Raw genomic sequence first — 17,359 nt, 5'->3', positions numbered from 1 at the left:
AAATTTTTGCGCAACAAACAAAAAAGCGCGCACAGGCCGTGCGCGCTTTTTCAGTTTCTTATTTCTCCGGGACTTCCGGCAGGCTGTCAAACCCTTTTTGCAGTTCTTCATCTGTTGGGATATAATCGTTCATTTTCCCATCATGATAGGATTCATACGCCGTCATATCGAAATAACCCGTCCCCGTAAGGCCAAACAGGATCGTTTTCTGCTCTCCCGCCTCCTTGCAGCGGAGCGCTTCATCGATTGCCGCGCGGATCGCATGCGCGGATTCCGGCGCGGGCAGGATCGTTTCCTTTTTGGCAAATAGTACCGCCGCCTCAAACACCTTGCTTTGTTCAACAGAGACCGCTTCCATATATTTGTCGTGATACAATTTGGACAGGATCGGCGACATTCCGTGATAGCGCAGGCCGCCCGCATGGTTCGCGGAAGGAATGAATCCGCTGCCCAGCGTATACATTTTTGCCATTGGCGTAATTTTGCCCGTATCGCAGAAATCGTACGCGTATTTCCCGCGCGTAAAGGACGGGCACGAAGCCGGTTCCACCGCAACGATCCGCGGATCCGCTTTTCCGGTCAGCTTGTCCTGCATAAAGGGCGCGATCAGGCCGCCCAGGTTTGATCCGCCGCCCGCACAGCCAATCACGACATCCGGATACTCGTCCAGCTTTTCCATTGCGAGCTTGGATTCAAGGCCAATGATCGACTGATGAAGCAGCACCTGATTGAGCACCGATCCAAGCACATAGCGGTAGCCTTCCGTGGAGACCGCTTTTTCCACCGCTTCGGAAATCGCGCAGCCGAGACTGCCCGAGGTATTCGGGTTCTCCGCCAATATTTTGCGGCCAATTTCCGTCGTATTGCTCGGGCTGGCGATCACGTCTGCGTCAAACGTCTGCATCACCGCTTTGCGGAAGGGTTTTTGCTGGTAAGAGACCTTCACCATGAATACCGTAAGCGGAAGCCCAAAATAAGAGCATGCTTCCGCCAGTGCAGTCCCCCACTGGCCTGCTCCCGTCTCGGTCGTAAGGCCTTTCAGTCCCTGATCCTTTGCATAATAGGCCTGTGCGATCGCAGAATTGAGCTTATGGCTGCCTGAGGTATTGTTTCCCTCGAACTTGTAATAGATTTTTGCGGGCGTATCAAGCGCTTTTTCCAGATTGAACGCGCGGATCAGCGGCGACGGGCGGTAAATTTTGTACATCTCGAGCACTTCGTCCGGGATATCCACATACCTCGTCTCGTTATCCAGTTCCTGGTGCGCCAGCTTTTTGCAGAACACCGGGTAGAGGTCCTCTTCCGTTGCCGGCTGCATTGTCGCCGGATTCATCATCGGCGCAGGCAATTCTTTCATATCTGCGCGCATATTATACCACTGCTTCGGCATCTCGTCTTCGTTTAAATAGAGTCTGTGCGGAATCTTTACCATTGCTTTGTTCTCCCTTCAAATGTTCTGTTTTTAAAATCAAAAAAGACTTTTGTCCCAACTTCTGGGACAAAAGTCTTAACTTCTGCGGTGCCACCCGGATTGGCGCAAAGCGCCCTCTCTGCCACAATCAACCAATTGTGTTTCCATGGTAACGGCTGGAAATTCCGTCAGGTATTACTAAACTTTCGTTGTTCTCCCTGCCCTCATCAGTCCATTCACCGAAAATCCTGTGCTGCAATGATCTCACCACCCATTGCTCTCTTAAAAGCGGTATTCCCGGTTACTCCTCTGAATCACTGGTTTTCTATTTATAATTGCTAATTATAGCAGGCTTCCTCCGGTGTGTCAAGCGGAAAATCACCTCTCCGTTTCCGCCTGCTTTTGCATCGCCTTAAGCTCCGCCGCCGTAATGGTATACTGCTTGTCACGGCCGCTTTGCTCGGTGAAGCGCCCGTCCTGTTCCCTCTCGTTGCGCGAATCATAGAATAAAAAAGGCACCGGCTCCCCGCCGTGGGCGCCGGTATCGGAAAACGTAAAGTGGTCGGACGCCACAGACAGCGTATAATCCTCCCCGATATTTTTAAGGAAGTCTTTCAGGAACACCCTGTCTATCGCCTCTACGGCTTCCATCTTTTCCACCGGCTGGAGCTCGTGGGAGAGATCGTCCGTTTCCTGAATATGGACATAAATATCCTCGTATTCGCGCACTGCCCCAATCGCCTTTTCCAGCTTCTCTTCAAGGAAATCCTCAAAGGTACGTCCTTCGCGTTTGGTGCCGATATTAGGAAGTCCGGCAATCGTTGTGATCCCGTCCATCAGCAGGGTTTCCGAAAGCGCGACGCGTCCGCGGGTATCGCCCTTGATTTCAGGCATAACCGACGCGCCCCACATCCACATGCCATTTGCAGGGATAGCCTTTTCCTGCAGGAAGTCATACGATTTTTTCATCAGGTCAAAAAACTTTGCCTGTTTTCCTTCCGTCCTGATAAACGGAGCGATATCCTGCCCAATGATATCATGAGCGGGCATAAAGTCTACCGGGTAAAGCCTTTTCCCATTCTTTACAATCAGCGTACAGCGGAACGATCCGCAATAAATAAGCTGAAATTCGCCGCCGAACACCTCTTCCGCCAATGCGCGTACAACCGGCTCCGCAACTTCGGTCGCAATATCGTATGCGCTGTAGCTTTTAATACGGCTCGTCTCAAAAGAATCGCCTTCAAAAGTCACGAGATTGCAGCGGATGTATAGATCGTCTTCATTCATCGGCAGATGCAAGCCTGCCGCTTCGATAATCGAACGTCCCCGGTATGTATACGGGTCAAACCCGAGGAGGCTCAGGTTGGCTACCGCGCTTCCCACTTCAAGGCCTTCCGGGATAGTGAGCACCGTTCCGCCGAGCGCCTTTCTGTACAGCGCGTCAAGGTTCGGCGTTTTGGCATATTCAAGCGGCGTCTTCCCGTCCAGCGCCGCATTCGGCCGGTCGGCAACGCCATCTAACACTAATGTGATTTTTTTCATGTCTTTCTCCCTTTGCCGCAGTTAATTTCTGACCCCATTATACGCTATTCGCGCTTCGGGTTCAATCACCGGGAGGCAAAAACGCTTTTTGGCACAAAAAAACCATGCCGCCCTCCCGGGCGTGCATGGCTACTGCGCGCCGCTTGTCGTCAAGCCGCCGCGCGCATTTCCCCGACTTTTTCAAAATTACTGCGCATCAGGCTTTCCACCTGCGTATACCACGATTCCGATCCACCGCAGTAGTTTTGGCTCACATCTTTCGTGGTTTTGCCCCGGTAATATTTTCCATTTTCATCAAGGTAATCGTCCCGCAGCAACGTCGCCTGGTATTCCACACAGTCCTGCTTGGTCGGAAATTCCATATACCCGTCGTTGCCATTCTTGATTCCGCCGAGGTTATTGCAATTTTCGGCGAGCTTGCTCTTTCCGAATCCGCTTTCGAGCTGCGCCACACTAATCAGAAAAAGCGCGTTGATACCGTGCGTCTGTTCCTTTTCTGCATAGCACGTCCCCAGCCCCTCGAGGCCCGAGTCCGCAAGCAATGCCTCCAGTTCTTCCGCCGTGCATCCTGAAAGGACCGTCAGGTCACCATATGGATCATATTCATAAGGCGTGACCAAAGTTTCATCTGTAAATGTTTCAAACACTGCCTGCGAAATACTTTCCCCCAGCGCTTCCGCACTGGTTTGGCCAATTGTTTCCGCCTCAGTCTGCGCAGGCAATTCCGCAGCCATTACACGCGGCAATGCGGTAATGCCGATTGCCAGAACAAGCACTCCGGCGCACATAATTTGGCAGGTTTTCACAATCGTTCTTTTCATACTGATTCCTTTCCCTTTTGGGGTGCCCCGTTATTATACCTCCTGAGCACCATTTTTGCAAGCTTTTTGCATTTTTTTAGGGAATTCGTTTATCAATATTAAATAAAACACTTATTGATTCCCCACAGAATTAGGGGTACACTAAGTCTTGTGAAAAGGAGCGAACATGCTATGGAGCAGCAAAAGATTTATTTTCGTGATCTGAAAATCCGCACGGACCTGCAAGTCAAAAATCCCGACTGCGGGTGCGTTGTCAGCGACCGTATCTCTGTGGATGGTTATGAAATCGGCATCATGTACCGGGACTTTCCGATCCCCGGTACAATGGATTCCGGCTGGGTATTCCTTGCCGGCGACGAAGATACCACCTACATGAACACCCCGGGAAACACCGCCGCCTTTCCCTTGAGTACGATATGCAGCTATGACCCCGCCGTACTCCCTTTCCTCGATGCCGACTACGAGACGGCATTCATTCGCGAGAAAAACGGCAAATTTGCAAAAGCCGGACATTTTTTTGATGAAGAATAGAGCCGGATTGTCTTACCTGGACACAAAATCGGGACCGAGGTGTAAATTATGACCACACGAGAGACGGGTTTGAACCACGCCCCCCGAATCAATAAAAAATATCTTCCGCTGCTTGCCGGAATCGTTTGGAGTATTGCAGGAACAGCCGTGCTTTCCATCGGTCTTCCCGCTCTGCTTGGAAACCTTGAGCCATTATGGCTCTCCCTTCCGGTGACCGCGGCGGTCTTTTTTCTTTTTTTCAAGTTTATTTTCTTCCGGCTTTTCCGCAAGCATACCGCGCGGATCGAAGCCTTTCCCCGCCCAAAAATATGCGCGTTCGCCTTTTTTGATGTAAAAGGCTATATCATTATGGCCTGTATGATTACATTCGGTATTCTGCTTCGCTCTTCTAACCTGCTTCCGCAGGCCGTTCTTGGAATGTTGTATACGGGGATCGGCGCGGCTATGATCGGCGCGGCGGCGAATTTCATCATCCATTTTATCCAAACACAAGCCGCTATGCCCTAAAATCATTTCGCATAACGGGCCAAACCGCCCGGTATTCCTTTCCTGGCTGGCCCAAGCCGCGATAAAAAATCCCCGGGTGTCCGGGGATTTTGCGCCGCAAAATCTTCTATTTCATGAGTTCGCCTACCATTCGGTTTACAAGCCCTCCATCGGCCTTTCCTGTTACGAGGGGCATCAGGTTTTTCATGATACTTCCTTTGTCCTTCGGTTCCGGCTTTTCGATGCCAAGCTGCTGCAGGACACCTGCGATGACTTGTTTGATTTCCTCCGCATTCATCTGCTTCGGGGCAAAGTCCGCCAAAACAGCGATGCGTTTTTTATTCATATCAATCAAATCCGCCCGGGCTGCCTTTTCCGCCCCGGCAAGGCTTTCCTCCGCCTGCTTTATCTCCTTCAGGATAATGGTATTTTCTTCCTCTTCGGTCAAAGCTTCTTTTTTATCCTTTGCCTTCGCTTTCAGCGCAGACAGCAGGAGGGTCAGCGTCTCTTTCCGCTCTGTATCTTTTGCTTTCATTGCCGCTATCATTTCTTTTTGCACCGTTTCGATCTTACTCATCATGCTACCTCCGCTTTTTATTCCTAGTCCTTTTTCATACAGGCTACCACCTCATCCCGTCAAACTTCCATCATTTTGAAATGAAGCGCCAGCCTGGCTTTTTATATAAAAATAATATCCAGAAACAGTAAAAAAGCCGCTTGTATAGCGGCTTTTCGTGGTGGACCACCAGGGACTCGAACCCTGGACACCCTGATTAAGAGTCAGGTGCTCTAGCCAACTGAGCTAGTGGTCCGTACCGGTCATGGAGCGGGTGATGGGAATCGAACCCACGCATTCGGCTTGGAAGGCCGACGCTCTACCATTGAGCCACACCCGCATAATTTGCCCGAAGGTCTTTTGGACTCCCCCTCTGCGGGGCTGTCCGTCACTGCAAAGCTTTTCGCCTCACAGACGGAACGAACGCGAGGACGGCTTGTGACATGGAGCGGGTGATGGGAATCGAACCCACATAGCCGGCTTGGGAAGCCGGTGCTCTGCCACTGAGCTACACCCGCATTTCAATCTTTTCAAAAATGTACGTTCCCACCGCTTCGATGGGAACGACATTTCATATCATGGAGCGGAAGACGAGATTCGAACTCGCGACATTCGCCTTGGCAAGGCGACGCTCTACCACTGAGCCACTCCCGCAGATGAAATTGGTGCGGGCGAAAGGACTCGAACCTTCACGCCTAGGGCACCAGATCCTAAGTCTGGCGCGTCTGCCAATTCCGCCACGCCCGCGCTAATACGCGTCCGTCGCGCGCAAGAATTATTATAATAGATAAGCCTTAATGTTGTCAAGAGAATTCTAACTGAAAAATGTCTTTTTCTCTCACTTCTTTAAAGCATACGCATTCCCGCGCACTGACTTTCAAGCCGCCGTTTCCGTTCCTTCCAATCCGGCATATGTCTGGAAAGAAAAGCCTTGAAACCGGCTCCGTGGTCGGGATAAAGAAGGTGTGTCAGCTCGTGCAGAACCACATATTCAATGCCCTCCGCCGACGCGCACATCAAATAGTAATTAAACCGTATCGTCCTCTGCGTGCTGGTACAGCTTCCCCACAAGGTCTTCATTTTCCGTATTTTGATGACCGGCTTATCCTCTTCATCCTGCCCCAAAACGGGGTACCATTTATTTACGACATCCCCAAGGTAAGCAAGTGCCTGCTGCACCCACCAGTTCTGGAGCACATCTTTATACTCCTCCGGCTTGCTGCAAAATATCGTCATGTTTTCGCCGTTCAACGCCACGCCGGTCCGGCGGTCCTTCACAACCTCCAGCGCATAATTCGTCCCCATAAATAAAACATGTTCTTCATCTGAATCCTGCTGCCGGAGCAGGCTGTTAATGTGATTTTCGATCCACGCGCTTTTTGAGGACACAAATTCCTGTATCCTCCCGCTGCTTACGCCAAAAGGCGCGCTTACGCACACGCTCCCGTCACGGCGGACACGCAGGCGGATATTTTTCATCGCTTTTCTGGTCACATCAATGCCAAGGTCGCTGCCATCCGATAATTTAATTTTCATATTTTCGTCGCCCATATTGTTTATTATAGCACATTCCAGGAAAAAAGGCACCTCAAAAGCAGTTGATAAAACATTGCATATTCAGTATAATATAAAGGCATTCGGGCAACGCGCCGTGCATACCGGCCTTACAGCAGCGGCCGGATTAAAATTGGGAGATTTGAATGGATACGAAAATTACAATTCCTAAAGATAAAAAGATACATTTCATTGGGATCGGCGGCTGCTCCATGAGTGGGCTTGCGCAGATCCTTGCCGCCAACGGATATGCCGTAACGGGATCCGACATGAAAGAATCAGCGTTTACCCGCCAATTGGACCAAAAAGGCATTCCCGTCACTTTCGGACACGATGAAAAAAACGTGCATGGAGCCGGGCTTGTGGTCTATACAGCCGCAATCAAGCCCTATAACCCGGAGTATGCTTACGCGGCTGCGCACGAGATTCCGATGCTTGAGCGATCGAAATTGCTGGGGCTGATCTCCAGCCAATACCAACGCGTAGCCTGTATTTCGGGCTGCCACGGAAAGACGACCATCACTTCCATGCTCGCGCTTATCATGCAGCATTCCGAGGAAGACTGCACCGTCCATGTGGGCGGCATGGTCGATTTCCTCTCCGGCGGCGTAAAAGTCGGTACGAACGATGCTTTTATCACCGAGGCATGCGAATATGTGCGCAGTTTCCTTACCCTGCATCCGACCCATGTCCTCGTCAACAACATCGATGACGATCACCTCGACTGTTACCGCGACATCAACGATATTTTCGATACCTTCGTAGAATTTATCCAGAAGCTGGGACAGAACGGCATCCTGCTCCTGAACCAGTCGGATACGCTTGCTTACCGCTTAAAGGACTATGCGCCCTGCCGCATTGTGACGTACAACGACGGCCCCGCAAGCGATTGGTATCTGGATTCCCCCGAATTCAACGAACTTGGCTGCGGCAGCGGAACCGTGGTCTGCCGCGGAGAAAAGCTGGGGACGCTGGAGCTTACCGTACCCGGCTTGCACAATCTGCGCAATGCCCTTGCAGCAACCGCTTTTGCCCGCGAGGTATTCGGCGTTGACGTCGATATCTCCATCCGTGCGCTTAAAGATTACCGGCTTGCCGGACGGCGTTTTGAATTGATCGGCGAGAGGGACGGCGTGCGCGTATTCCACGACTATGCGCATCATCCAAGCGAGATCGCGGCATGCCTAGAGGCCGCTTCCCTCGTTCCCCATCATAAGCTGTGGGTTGTTTTCCAGTGTAATTCCTATACAAGGGCGCGTACTTTGAAAGACAAATACGCCCAGTGCTTCGGCAACGCGGATGAAGTGCTGATGCCGGACATCTATCCCGGGCGGGATACCGATACGCAGGGAATCCACGCGCGCGATGTAGTGGCGGCGATCAACTCAAACTCGTGTTCGTGCATGTATATCCCTACTTTCCAGGGTATCAAGGATTACCTCCTCAAAAACTGGAAGCCGGGCGATATTGTAATGACGCTTGGTTCCGGAGATATCAACAAACAGCAGATGATCTTTTTTAAGGATTAAAAAAAAGCATCCGGAGGGATGCTTTTTTTGATTTCCTCTATTTAAAATCCCGGGTGAAAATGTCGCTGTGTTCAATCAGGCTTTCCACCGTGTCGAAACCAAGGCGGTGCAGCAGTTCGATCACATAGGGATTATCGATCGGCGTCGGATAGGCTGCCTGCGCCCCGTAGTCCTCCACATACTCCGTTCCCTCCCCGCGGTCGATGAGCGCCTTGGGGCCGCCCACGCAGCCGCCTGCGCAGCCCATACCTTCAAAGAAATTGGCATTTGTTTTCCCTTCACGCAGTGCGGTCAGCATCTCCCTGCATGCCGGAACGCCATCCGCCTGCTGTGTACGCACGGTGATTTTCCGATCCGGATTCAGCCGGCTCACCGTCGCCTTTACAGCCTCGCTCACTCCCCCCTTCCGAGCATAAATCCGTCCGGCCCGCGAAGAATGGTCCTTGTCGTCTTCCGGAAGGGCATCCGGTTCGATCTGCATTGCCTCGAAAACATCCCGTACTTCCTGGAATGTCAGCACATAGTCTACCGCATCCGCAACATCCTGCTCCCTTGCCTCCGCCTTCTTAGCAATACATGGACCAACGAAAACGGTGAGCGCCTCCGGATAAAGCGACTTCACTGTCCGTCCGCACGCCACCATTGGCGATACCGCTCCGGGAACGTGAGGCATCAATTCATGGTAAACCTTGCGGATCATGGCAATCCACATCGGGCAGCAGCAGCTTGTAAGCTGGTAATCGGACTCCTGTAAAATATTTTTATCGAACTCGAGGGCCTCCTTAAGCGTCAGGATATCCGCGAACAGCGCTACCTCAATCATGCCGTCAAAACCGAGTCTCTTGAACGCGGTCCGCAGCTTTCCGGGCGTGACCCCCGGTCCCAATTGTCCGGTAAACGCCGGGGCAATCAGCGCATAGGCGGGGCCCTTGCGGTCCCGCAAGGCGTCCAGCACGGCGATCACATCGCGGCTCGCCTTCAGCTTTTCCCGGTCGCAGCCATTTACGCAGGCACAGCAGCCGACGCACTCTTTCGGATCGATTTCAATTCCATCTTTGCCGTTCGGCCGGATCGCACCGAATTCACATCCGTCCGCGCACTCCCTGCGCCGCTCGGGCGGGCAGTCGCACGCGCCTACCTTCCATACCAACGGATAAGCGCCCGGATGAAGCAGGCAATTGAGGTCGTCCATATCGCATTCCCTTTCCTCGATTTTCCCGCCTTGGGCAGCTTTGCTGAGCAGCCTTCTGTAAATTTCATCAAACGTAGCCATACTTTCCTCCCTCTCAAACAGTCCTTTTTATTCTTAAAGCCGTTTAGCTTAATTAAAACAGCGGCAAGGAATTTCCCTGCCGCCCTGTATTCCGGGATCAGCCGATATCCACATCTTCGATCCGGTATTTGCTTTGGTGCTCGATGGGAATCCACTCCGTACGGGGGCGGAACAAGGCTCCAAGAGCAATAAACATCATGGTCAGCAAGAAAATCGGATAAAGCACTATCCCGCGCAGCATCGGCCTGATTTTCCGCGCTTCCAGCTTCAGCGTCAGAAACGCCACCAGCAACCCCAGTCCAAAATTAAACAACGAAAGCGCCAGCACTACCGGTCCTGCAAACGCCCTGAATCCCGGCATCAGAAACATCATTAATATGCTCGCCACGTTGAGCGGCAGGGCGAGCCCCGTCGCCGGGATAAAAAAGATATACCATGCGAGGTCAAGCGCTTTCAAGTTCCCGTGAAACACCTCCCGCATGATTTTTTTGAAATACAGGGGAATACACTGCATCCCGCCGACCATCCAGCGGAACCTCTGTTTCACTGATACGCCGTATTCCGCCGGTTGTTCGTCGTAAAATACGGCTTTCCTTGCGGGAACGATCTTATGGCCTTTTAAGATCTGCTGGATTGAAAACTCGACGTCCTCCGTGAGGGAATATGTCGTCCAGCCGTCTTCCCCGAGCGCGGACAGCTTGAAAGCAAAGCCTGTTCCGCCCACCATGCTGGAAAACCCAAGAGTATGGCGGGAGGTATAGTAAAAACGCTGAAGCATCAGCCAGTAAATGGAATATACTTCGCTGACCCACGAATCATGGATATTCTTGGTGTCCCGGTATCCCAGAGCCACATCAGCGCCGGAATTGAGCGCGCGGTTCATTTCCGTAAGGAACGAAGGCGCCGCCAGATTGTCTGCATCGAACACACATACTGAGTCGTAGGCGTCCGCATATCCGCTCAGCAATTTATTGATCCCAAAATGCAGGGCATAGCCCTTTCCTTTTTTCTTTTCATTGAAGCGTTCAAATACCGTCGCTCCATACTTTTCCGCGACGCGTGCCGTATGGTCCGTACAATTATCCGCCACCACAAAAACATGAAAATTGCGGTATTCCTGTTTCTTCAGGCTGTCGATCAGGTTCCCGATCACGCTTTCTTCATTGCGCGCGCAAATCAGCACCGCAAAGCGGCGCTCCACCGCTCCCCCGGGCTTCAACTCCCGGGGTTTGGCAAGCCCCGCCAGAGTCGTGATAATCATCCAGACCATAATGGGTGCAGAATAAATGGATAATATAATAACGATCCATTTACAGATTTCAAATCCGGGATTCATTTCCCCATACCCCCGTTTCCTGCCTTTTTCAGGCTTCTGCTTCTATTATATCATTCCAAAAAGCCTAAATTCTTAAGAACCGCTTAACAACTCTTAAAGATTACCTCCGTCTTCAAAAAGCGGCGTGCTGAAATACCGTTCCGCCGTATCCGGGAGAACGGTAACGACCGTTTTCCCCGGCCCGAGCTCCTTTGCGAGCCGCAGCGCCGCCGCCACGTTCGTCCCGCTCGATATCCCACACATCAGCCCTTCCCGCCGCGCAAGGTCCTTTGCGGTACTGATCGCCTCGTCGTCCGTCACGATACAGATATCGTTATAAATTTTTGTATTCAGATTCTCCGGGATCAAGCCGTCCCCGATACCCATCTGCAAATGCGTCGCAATGCTCCCGCCTGACAGGATTGCCGCGTTTTCCGGTTCTACCGCCCAGATCGTTATTTCCGGATTCTGCGCCTTAAGCACTTCACCAATACCGCTGATCGTGCCGCCGGTGCCAACTCCCGAACAAAAGCCGTGGATCGGCCCCGACACCTGTTCCAGTATTTCGAGCGCCGTATGGTGCCTGTGCACCATCGGGTTAGCCGGATTGGCAAATTGCTGGGGGACAAATACGTTCGGGTCTTCCGCCTGCATCTTAAGCGCCGTTTTAAGGCATTGTTCGATACAGTCCCCGATGTTCCCGTCGTCATGTACAAGCTTTACTTCCGCGCCGTAATGCTCCATCAGCTTCCTGCGTTCCTCACTGACGGAATCCGGCATGATAATTACCGTCCGGTATCCCTTTACCGCGCCTACAAGTGCAAGGCCTATCCCCTGATTCCCGCTCGTCGGTTCAACGATCACGGAATTCTTGTCCAGAAGCCCCTGCTTCTCCGCTTCCACGATCATATTATGGGCTGTGCGCGTTTTGATCGATCCCCCTATATTGAGCCCCTCATATTTTACAAGTACCTGTGCGCAGTCTTCCCCCGCCATCCGGTTCAGGCGAATCATAGGCGTGTGCCCGACCGCTTCCAGGACGTTATTATAAATCATCAAACTCTCCTCGTTTCCTAAGCATGCCTATATATTATATACCGTATCGCCCTGTTTTGGAATACGAAGATTTTAATCCCCACCGCTTTGACACTCAATTGTCACCCCTCTATAATATAATTATACGAAGAATGGAAAGGGGCGTTTTTATGGACAGGACAATACTTCATTGCGACTGTAACGCATATTATGCGTCTGTGGAATGTATCGCGCGTCCAGAGCTGCGTAACGTCCCTATGGCAGTCTGCGGCGATCCCGAAAGCAGGCGCGGCATTATCCTTGCCAAAAACGAGCTTGCCAAGGGCTATGGCATTGTGACTGCCGAAACGGTGTGGCAGGCGAAAAAAAATGCCCCGAGCTTGTCCTGGTCCCGCCCCGCCGCGGAGAATACACGAAATATTGCAAACTAATCAATGAGATTTATGCCGGATATACCAGTAAGGTAGAGGCATTCAGCATCGACGAATCATGGCTCGATGTAACGGGCAGCCTGCATCTATTCGGTTCGGGCAGGGAAATCGCCGATATGCTCCGCAGGCGGGTGCGCGAAGAACTGCAACTCACCATTTCCGTCGGTGTCTCCTTTAACAAAGCATTTGCAAAGCTTGGCAGCGACTATAAAAAGCCGGACGCGACCACCGTGATTACACGGGAGAATTTCCGCACGCTCCTGTTTCCCCTGCCGGTAACGGATATGCTGTATGTCGGCAGGAAAACAGCGGATATCCTGCAAAAGGTCGGCGTTCACACCATCGGCGCGCTGGCATCGCTGAAGCGCGCCGAAGTCTCGAAGCTGCTCGGCAAATCCGGCGAACTCGTCTGGGAATATGCAAACGGGCTTGACGAAAGCCCGGTGCGGGAGATCGGCCAATCCGACCCGGTCAAAAGCATTGGCAACAGCATCACCTTCCGGCGCAATCTGGCCGGCGAAAGCGATATCAGGGCGGGCGTGCTGATGCTGGCGGACAGCGTCGGCGCGCGCCTGCGCAAATCAGGCCTCTATTGCCAGACCGTTCAGGTCCAGATCAAGGACCCAGATTTTAGGGTCATTTCCCGCCAAAAGACGCTGCCGCGGCCGATCCATCTCACAAAGGACCTCGCGGAGACGGGCTTGGAGATCATTTTTAAGGCATGGGACCCGGAAAAACCGATCCGTCTTATTTCCCTTACGGCTGCCGGGCTTACGGAAAGCGAGGAGGGAGGGCAGATTACGTTTTTTGATGCGCCGCCGGTACGCAGCAAAAAGCAGGAAAATCTGGAAAGCGCCATCGATAGGATCCGAGGAAGATTCGGTAAGGATGCCGTTTCCTACGCTTCCGTGCTTAAAACGGATATTGTTTCCAAACGCCAAAACGATATTCCCCTGTTATCTGAAAATAAATCCGTTTTTTCGGGTGAAGACGATTAAATGGCCTGAAACTATTCGGTTTCAGGCCATCTGGTTATACGTTATATGTTTCCGAAGTGATTTTTCCGCCTTTTCCGGTCCAATCGGTATGGCGCGGCGTACCGGTTTCTTCCTCGAGCGTGTATCCGTGCGCTCCGAAATAGTCGCGCTGTGCCTGCAGCAGGTTTGCCGGGAGCTTCGCGCACCGGTAACCGTCGAAAAAGGAAAGCGCGGACGACATCTCCGGCAGCGGGATTCCCCGCAGTATGCCTGCCGCCGTTATTTCTCTCAGGGCCGGGACTGTTTTCTTCAATATCCCGGCAAATTGCGGCGCCATCATCAGGTTCCTGAGTTTTCTGTCGCAGAAGGCGCCGATCATGTCTTCGAGCATCCCGGAGCGAATGATGCAGCCTCCCCGTCACAGCCGCAAAGCGGTCCGCAGGTCGAAATCCCAGCCACAAGCTTCCGCCGCTTCAAATTTTCCGGCTCCATAGGTATCCATGAACCTCTGCTCTGCAGCCCTGTCGATGTCATAGACCGCCACCGGGTATCCCTTGCTTTCCATATTACGCGCAAGGTTCGATCCCATTACCGCAAGCCCTATCATTCCAATCTGTGCCATTTTATTCCTCCGGCCGCTTTTTGATGCTTTCGTGCGGAAGGACCGCGTGGACGCCCCGCACTCCGTTTACAACCTGCGTCACATTCAAATCTACCAGCAGACTCGCCATCGCGAGCGCTTCCCGCTTATGGAAACCGTATTTCTTCTCCATAAAACGGACCATATGTCCGAGCGCCATATAGGCCGCATCCGTCAAATCTCCGCCGTAGCCGAAGGTGATCCACCCGGCGGGCGTATCCGCAGCAAGGAACTCCGCTTCTTCATGGACCAACTCAAAGGTAATCTTTACTTTCTCGTAGGGACATTCGATTGCGGTACATCCCGATTCGCCGTTTCCCTGCGCCGCGTGGCCGTCTCCTAAGGAAAAAAGAGCGCCTTCGTGAAAGGCCGGGAAATAAATGGTACTTCCCGCAGCGAGTTCCTTACAGTCCAGATTCCCGCCATGCGCCCCCGGAACATAAGTGGTAAACGCTTCTTCCCCTGCGGGTACGACGGCGTAAATCCCCATAAAGGGGCGAAGCGCCACCCTGTGCCCTTCATTGCTCATACAGGTCTTGTTCTCACGGTCGATATCCCATGTAAGGAAATATTCCCCCTCTCCGCAGCCGATACGCCTCAAATGGTCGGGATCGCCCATACCGACCCTGCTCCATCCCCAATTCCCCGGAACCAGCTCGTCCACATGGACGGCAAGCGTCATACCCGGTTCCGCGCCCCGCACATACACCGGCCCCATCAGCGCCTGCCCGCAGTCCGTCTCGCGCGAACGCGGGAAAAACATGCCGCTGCCGCTCCTCGGCTCCATACATTTTTCCGTCCGCCAATCCGCTTCCAACGTTTCAAACTCTACGCTGTCCCCCGAGTCGATCGTAACCGCTGCCGGAAGTTCCGGCGATAACGCGCCGTGCAGCGCTTCCCGCGTCGGTTTCAGTCGAAATACAGCCATCCAGGTTCCTCCTTACCGCCTGAAACGCGCCAGAAACGCATCCAGCCTTTCCCTTGTCGGAAGCCCTTCATTATCTCCCGCAACCGTTACCTGCATCGCGCCAATGGCATTGCCGCGGCGCACCGAGTCGATAAAATGCAATCCTTCAAGGCGCCCGCTCAGGACGCCGGCTGCGAAGCCATCTCCCGCGCCCACGGTATCCACCACCCGTTCCAACGGATATCCCGGCACCATATGCCGTTCCTCCCCTTTACAGGCATACGCGCCCTGTCCGCCCATTTTGATAATAACAGTCCGCACACCCATCTCCTGGTAAAAATCCGCGATCCCGTCCGGGTCGCTCCTTCCGGTCAGTATGCGCCCCTCCTCAAGCCCGGGGAGCACCATGTTTGCATGGGAGGCAAGATCATTCAGCGTCCGCACCATCACGTTTTGGCTGTGCCACAGCTGGGGGCGGAGGTTGGGGTCGAAGGAAATATAGACCCCCTCCAGTTTCGCTTTCTGTACCAACCGGTAAGCCGCGGCGCACGCGCTTTCAGAGATCGCCGGAAGAATCCCTGTCATATGCACGACGCGCACCCCGTTAAAATCAACATGTTCCACATCTGCCGGCGTAAGATAAGTTGCCGCGCTGTTTTTCCTGTAATACTCCAGCACCGGGTCCCCCGAATTCACACGGCTTTTCATCACAAGGCCGCTTTGACGCTCCTTATCAAACGTGATAAACTCCCGGCCGATTCCCTCGCGCTCAAGCGCGCGGAAGATATATTTCCCGAATGGATCCATCCCGAGTTTTGTAATGTAGGTGACCTCGTGGCCAAGCCGCCGAAGCCCGATGCCCACATTCACTTCCGCTCCCGCAAGAGACCGCGTAAAGCGTGACACATCCTCGAGCGCGCCTTCCTCATCCGCATGAAACAGCGCCATTGGTTCTCCCATCAAAATCGCATCTGCCACTCTGGTCTCCTCCTTATTAAAATCAGCCTCCAGATTCATATCTTTCCACTTTTATCATAACGCGATTATACTTAAAACTCAATGGCGGATAAATAGCCTGGAAAACGGCCGCTCTGTATATAGCTTCAATTTTCAATATCCTCAATGGTATATTGGCTTACATGAGCAATCGGCGTCCACTCTGTCTTCGGGCGTATCAATGCCGCAAAAGACAACGCCGCCATTGAGAATATGAAAACCGGATACAGCAAAATTCCACGAAGCATCGGCCTAAGTTCCTGTTTTTCCAGGAATAGCGTTCCCGCGGCCACTACTGTAAAACCAGCCCATGTGAACGCAAGCCCCACCAGCAAAAACAGCGCCGCGAATTCACTCAGGGCCGGATGCAGGAGCATCATGCCAAAGGAAGCCAAATTGAGCACCAGGGCGAGCCCATTTGCCGGGATTACGAGGACATACCATGCAAGGTCAAGAGCTTTTTTGTTGCCATTTCCAGCCGCCTTGATGATTTTTTTCAGGTAAAGAGGTATGCATTGCATGCCGCCCGCCATCCAGCGAAAGCGCTGTGAAACGGATGCTCTGAAGGAAATGGGTTGTTCGTCATAAAATACAGCCTTCCTTGCGGGTACAACCGTATGACCGGCACAAACCTGCTGGATCGAGAATTCTACGTCCTCGGTCAGGGAATAGGTAGTCCATCCTTCCTCGCCCAATGCGGAAACCTTAAAGGCAAATCCGGTTCCTCCAACCACCCCGGAAATCCCCATATGGTGGCGCGGTAAATAATAAAAGCGCATCAGCATGAGCCAATAAATAGAATATACTTCGCTGACCCACGAATCGTGGATATTTTTGCCGACGCGGTATCCCTGCGCAATCTGCGCCCCGGAGCACAGGGCAAGGTTCATCTCCTTCAAAAAAGAACGGGAAACAAGATTATCTGCATCGAATATACAGATCGAATCGAAGGTTTCCGGGTATTCCGCAAGAATGCGGTTGATCCCCCAGTGCAGGGCAGCCCCCTTTCCCTTTCTTTTCGGGTCGAACCTTTGGTAGACAATCGCTCCCATCCTCCGCGCTTTCTCTGCCGTACCGTCCGTACAATTATCCGCAACCACAAATATGCGATACGCTTCCTCCGGGTAATCCTGTCCTTCCAGACTCTTCAGTAAATTTCCAATCACCTGTTCCTCGTTGCGCGCGCAAATAACAACAGCGAAACGATTCGCCTTATGCTCTACCCGTTCCAGCTTTTTCGGTTTCCGCAGCCCGGCCGCCCCCGTGACTGCCATCCATACCATAAGGGGCGCTGTATAAACGGTAATCAATATCGTAATCCATTTGAGAATCTCAAATCCAATACTCATAGTCCC

The 17,359-nt window shown here is 52.6% G+C and carries 17 protein-coding genes, 5 tRNA genes, 1 pseudogene and 1 other annotated feature; of the genes and pseudogenes, 5 read left to right on the top strand and 18 right to left on the bottom strand.

The features are described 5' to 3' along the window. Positions 1-58 precede the first annotated feature (58 nt). The 3 genes from B1H56_RS02490 to B1H56_RS02480 form a co-directional block, all read right to left on the bottom strand. Complete coding sequence (locus B1H56_RS02490; RefSeq protein ID WP_066521511.1) at positions 59-1,432, bottom strand: TrpB-like pyridoxal phosphate-dependent enzyme; 1,374 nt, start codon at positions 1,430-1,432, stop codon at positions 59-61. 59 nt (positions 1,433-1,491) lie between these two features. Continuing rightward, positions 1,492-1,738, bottom strand: a binding site (T-box leader). Positions 1,739-1,789: 51 nt separating this feature from the next. After that, positions 1,790-2,953 carry an alkaline phosphatase family protein gene (locus B1H56_RS02485; RefSeq protein WP_066521513.1) on the bottom strand — a complete coding sequence of 388 codons (1,164 nt, stop codon included), beginning with the start codon at positions 2,951-2,953 and terminating at the stop codon, positions 1,790-1,792. A 149-nt stretch (positions 2,954-3,102) separates the two neighbouring features. Continuing rightward, positions 3,103-3,774, bottom strand: coding sequence for a glucosaminidase domain-containing protein (locus B1H56_RS02480; RefSeq protein WP_066521515.1), 672 nt, complete (start codon positions 3,772-3,774; stop codon positions 3,103-3,105). Positions 3,775-3,945: 171 nt separating this feature from the next. Between B1H56_RS02480 and B1H56_RS02475 the strand changes: the two genes are divergently transcribed. Beyond that, a complete protein-coding gene (locus tag B1H56_RS02475; RefSeq protein ID WP_066740076.1) occupies positions 3,946-4,305 on the top strand; it encodes a DUF2185 domain-containing protein in 360 nt (119 codons plus the stop codon). Positions 4,306-4,353: 48 nt separating this feature from the next. Further along, positions 4,354-4,812 carry a hypothetical protein gene (locus tag B1H56_RS02470; protein WP_066521517.1) on the top strand — a complete coding sequence of 153 codons (459 nt, stop codon included), beginning with the start codon at positions 4,354-4,356 and terminating at the stop codon, positions 4,810-4,812. A gap of 106 nt (positions 4,813-4,918) precedes the next feature. Here B1H56_RS02470 and B1H56_RS02465 read toward each other — a convergent pair whose 3' ends face one another. The 7 genes from B1H56_RS02465 to B1H56_RS02435 form a co-directional block, all read right to left on the bottom strand. Beyond that, positions 4,919-5,368, bottom strand: a complete 450-nt coding sequence (locus tag B1H56_RS02465; RefSeq protein ID WP_066521519.1) for a GatB/YqeY domain-containing protein — start codon at positions 5,366-5,368, stop codon at positions 4,919-4,921. 158 nt (positions 5,369-5,526) lie between these two features. Beyond that, positions 5,527-5,603, bottom strand: a tRNA-Lys gene (locus B1H56_RS02460). A 10-nt stretch (positions 5,604-5,613) separates the two neighbouring features. Next, a tRNA-Gly gene (locus B1H56_RS02455) sits at positions 5,614-5,687 on the bottom strand. Positions 5,688-5,791: 104 nt separating this feature from the next. Further along, positions 5,792-5,865: transfer RNA gene (locus B1H56_RS02450), tRNA-Gly, on the bottom strand. Between the two features lie 61 nt (positions 5,866-5,926). Next, positions 5,927-6,001: transfer RNA gene (locus B1H56_RS02445), tRNA-Gly, on the bottom strand. A gap of 9 nt (positions 6,002-6,010) precedes the next feature. Beyond that, positions 6,011-6,094, bottom strand: a tRNA-Leu gene (locus B1H56_RS02440). A 99-nt stretch (positions 6,095-6,193) separates the two neighbouring features. After that, entirely contained in the window at positions 6,194-6,898 is a 705-nt protein-coding gene (locus B1H56_RS02435) for a M48 family metallopeptidase (protein WP_066521521.1), read from the bottom strand. Positions 6,899-7,047: 149 nt separating this feature from the next. Between B1H56_RS02435 and murC the strand changes: the two genes are divergently transcribed. Further along, positions 7,048-8,430: a UDP-N-acetylmuramate--L-alanine ligase gene (murC, locus tag B1H56_RS02430; RefSeq protein ID WP_066521527.1), complete on the top strand. Its 1,383-nt coding sequence runs from the start codon at positions 7,048-7,050 to the stop codon at positions 8,428-8,430. A 37-nt stretch (positions 8,431-8,467) separates the two neighbouring features. Here murC and B1H56_RS02425 read toward each other — a convergent pair whose 3' ends face one another. The 3 genes from B1H56_RS02425 to cysK form a co-directional block, all read right to left on the bottom strand. Next, on the bottom strand, positions 8,468-9,703 hold the full coding sequence (locus B1H56_RS02425) for a [Fe-Fe] hydrogenase large subunit C-terminal domain-containing protein (RefSeq protein ID WP_066521530.1): 1,236 nt from the start codon (positions 9,701-9,703) through the stop codon (positions 8,468-8,470). Between the two features lie 97 nt (positions 9,704-9,800). Next, complete coding sequence (locus B1H56_RS02420; RefSeq protein ID WP_066521532.1) at positions 9,801-11,039, bottom strand: glycosyltransferase family 2 protein; 1,239 nt, start codon at positions 11,037-11,039, stop codon at positions 9,801-9,803. 93 nt (positions 11,040-11,132) lie between these two features. Continuing rightward, positions 11,133-12,074 (bottom strand): cysteine synthase A, encoded by a 942-nt coding sequence (gene cysK, locus B1H56_RS02415; RefSeq protein WP_066521535.1) that lies wholly within the window; start codon positions 12,072-12,074, stop codon positions 11,133-11,135. A gap of 23 nt (positions 12,075-12,097) precedes the next feature. On the opposite strand from cysK, the pseudogene B1H56_RS15115 reads away from it, so the two are divergent. Then, positions 12,098-12,630: pseudogene (locus B1H56_RS15115) on the top strand (Y-family DNA polymerase); the annotation flags it as partial. A gap of 138 nt (positions 12,631-12,768) precedes the next feature. Continuing rightward, positions 12,769-13,482, top strand: a complete 714-nt coding sequence (locus tag B1H56_RS02410) for a DNA polymerase Y family protein (RefSeq protein ID WP_407920130.1) — start codon at positions 12,769-12,771, stop codon at positions 13,480-13,482. 34 nt (positions 13,483-13,516) lie between these two features. Here B1H56_RS02410 and B1H56_RS02405 read toward each other — a convergent pair whose 3' ends face one another. The 5 genes from B1H56_RS02405 to B1H56_RS02385 all read right to left on the bottom strand — a co-directional run bounded on the left by B1H56_RS02405 (position 13,517) and on the right by B1H56_RS02385 (position 17,353). Beyond that, positions 13,517-13,867, bottom strand: a complete 351-nt coding sequence (locus tag B1H56_RS02405) for a hypothetical protein (RefSeq protein WP_308660647.1) — start codon at positions 13,865-13,867, stop codon at positions 13,517-13,519. A gap of 12 nt (positions 13,868-13,879) precedes the next feature. Then, positions 13,880-14,083 (bottom strand): NAD(P)-binding domain-containing protein, encoded by a 204-nt coding sequence (locus tag B1H56_RS02400; protein WP_066521542.1) that lies wholly within the window; start codon positions 14,081-14,083, stop codon positions 13,880-13,882. 1 nt (position 14,084) lies between these two features. Next, complete coding sequence (locus B1H56_RS02395; protein ID WP_066521545.1) at positions 14,085-15,029, bottom strand: acetamidase/formamidase family protein; 945 nt, start codon at positions 15,027-15,029, stop codon at positions 14,085-14,087. 12 nt (positions 15,030-15,041) lie between these two features. After that, the gene (locus B1H56_RS02390; protein ID WP_121418960.1) at positions 15,042-15,986 is read right to left on the bottom strand and encodes a sugar kinase; all 945 of its coding nucleotides are present in this window, start codon (positions 15,984-15,986) and stop codon (positions 15,042-15,044) included. 125 nt (positions 15,987-16,111) lie between these two features. Continuing rightward, positions 16,112-17,353, bottom strand: a complete 1,242-nt coding sequence (locus tag B1H56_RS02385) for a glycosyltransferase family 2 protein (protein WP_066521549.1) — start codon at positions 17,351-17,353, stop codon at positions 16,112-16,114. Positions 17,354-17,359 lie beyond the last annotated feature (6 nt).

The organism is Christensenella minuta (assembly GCF_003628755.1).
In the GTDB taxonomy this organism is placed as follows: domain Bacteria; phylum Bacillota; class Clostridia; order Christensenellales; family Christensenellaceae; genus Christensenella; species Christensenella minuta.
The sequence above is the reverse complement of the archived record's forward strand: the minus strand, read 5'-3'. Positions and strand labels throughout refer to the sequence as shown.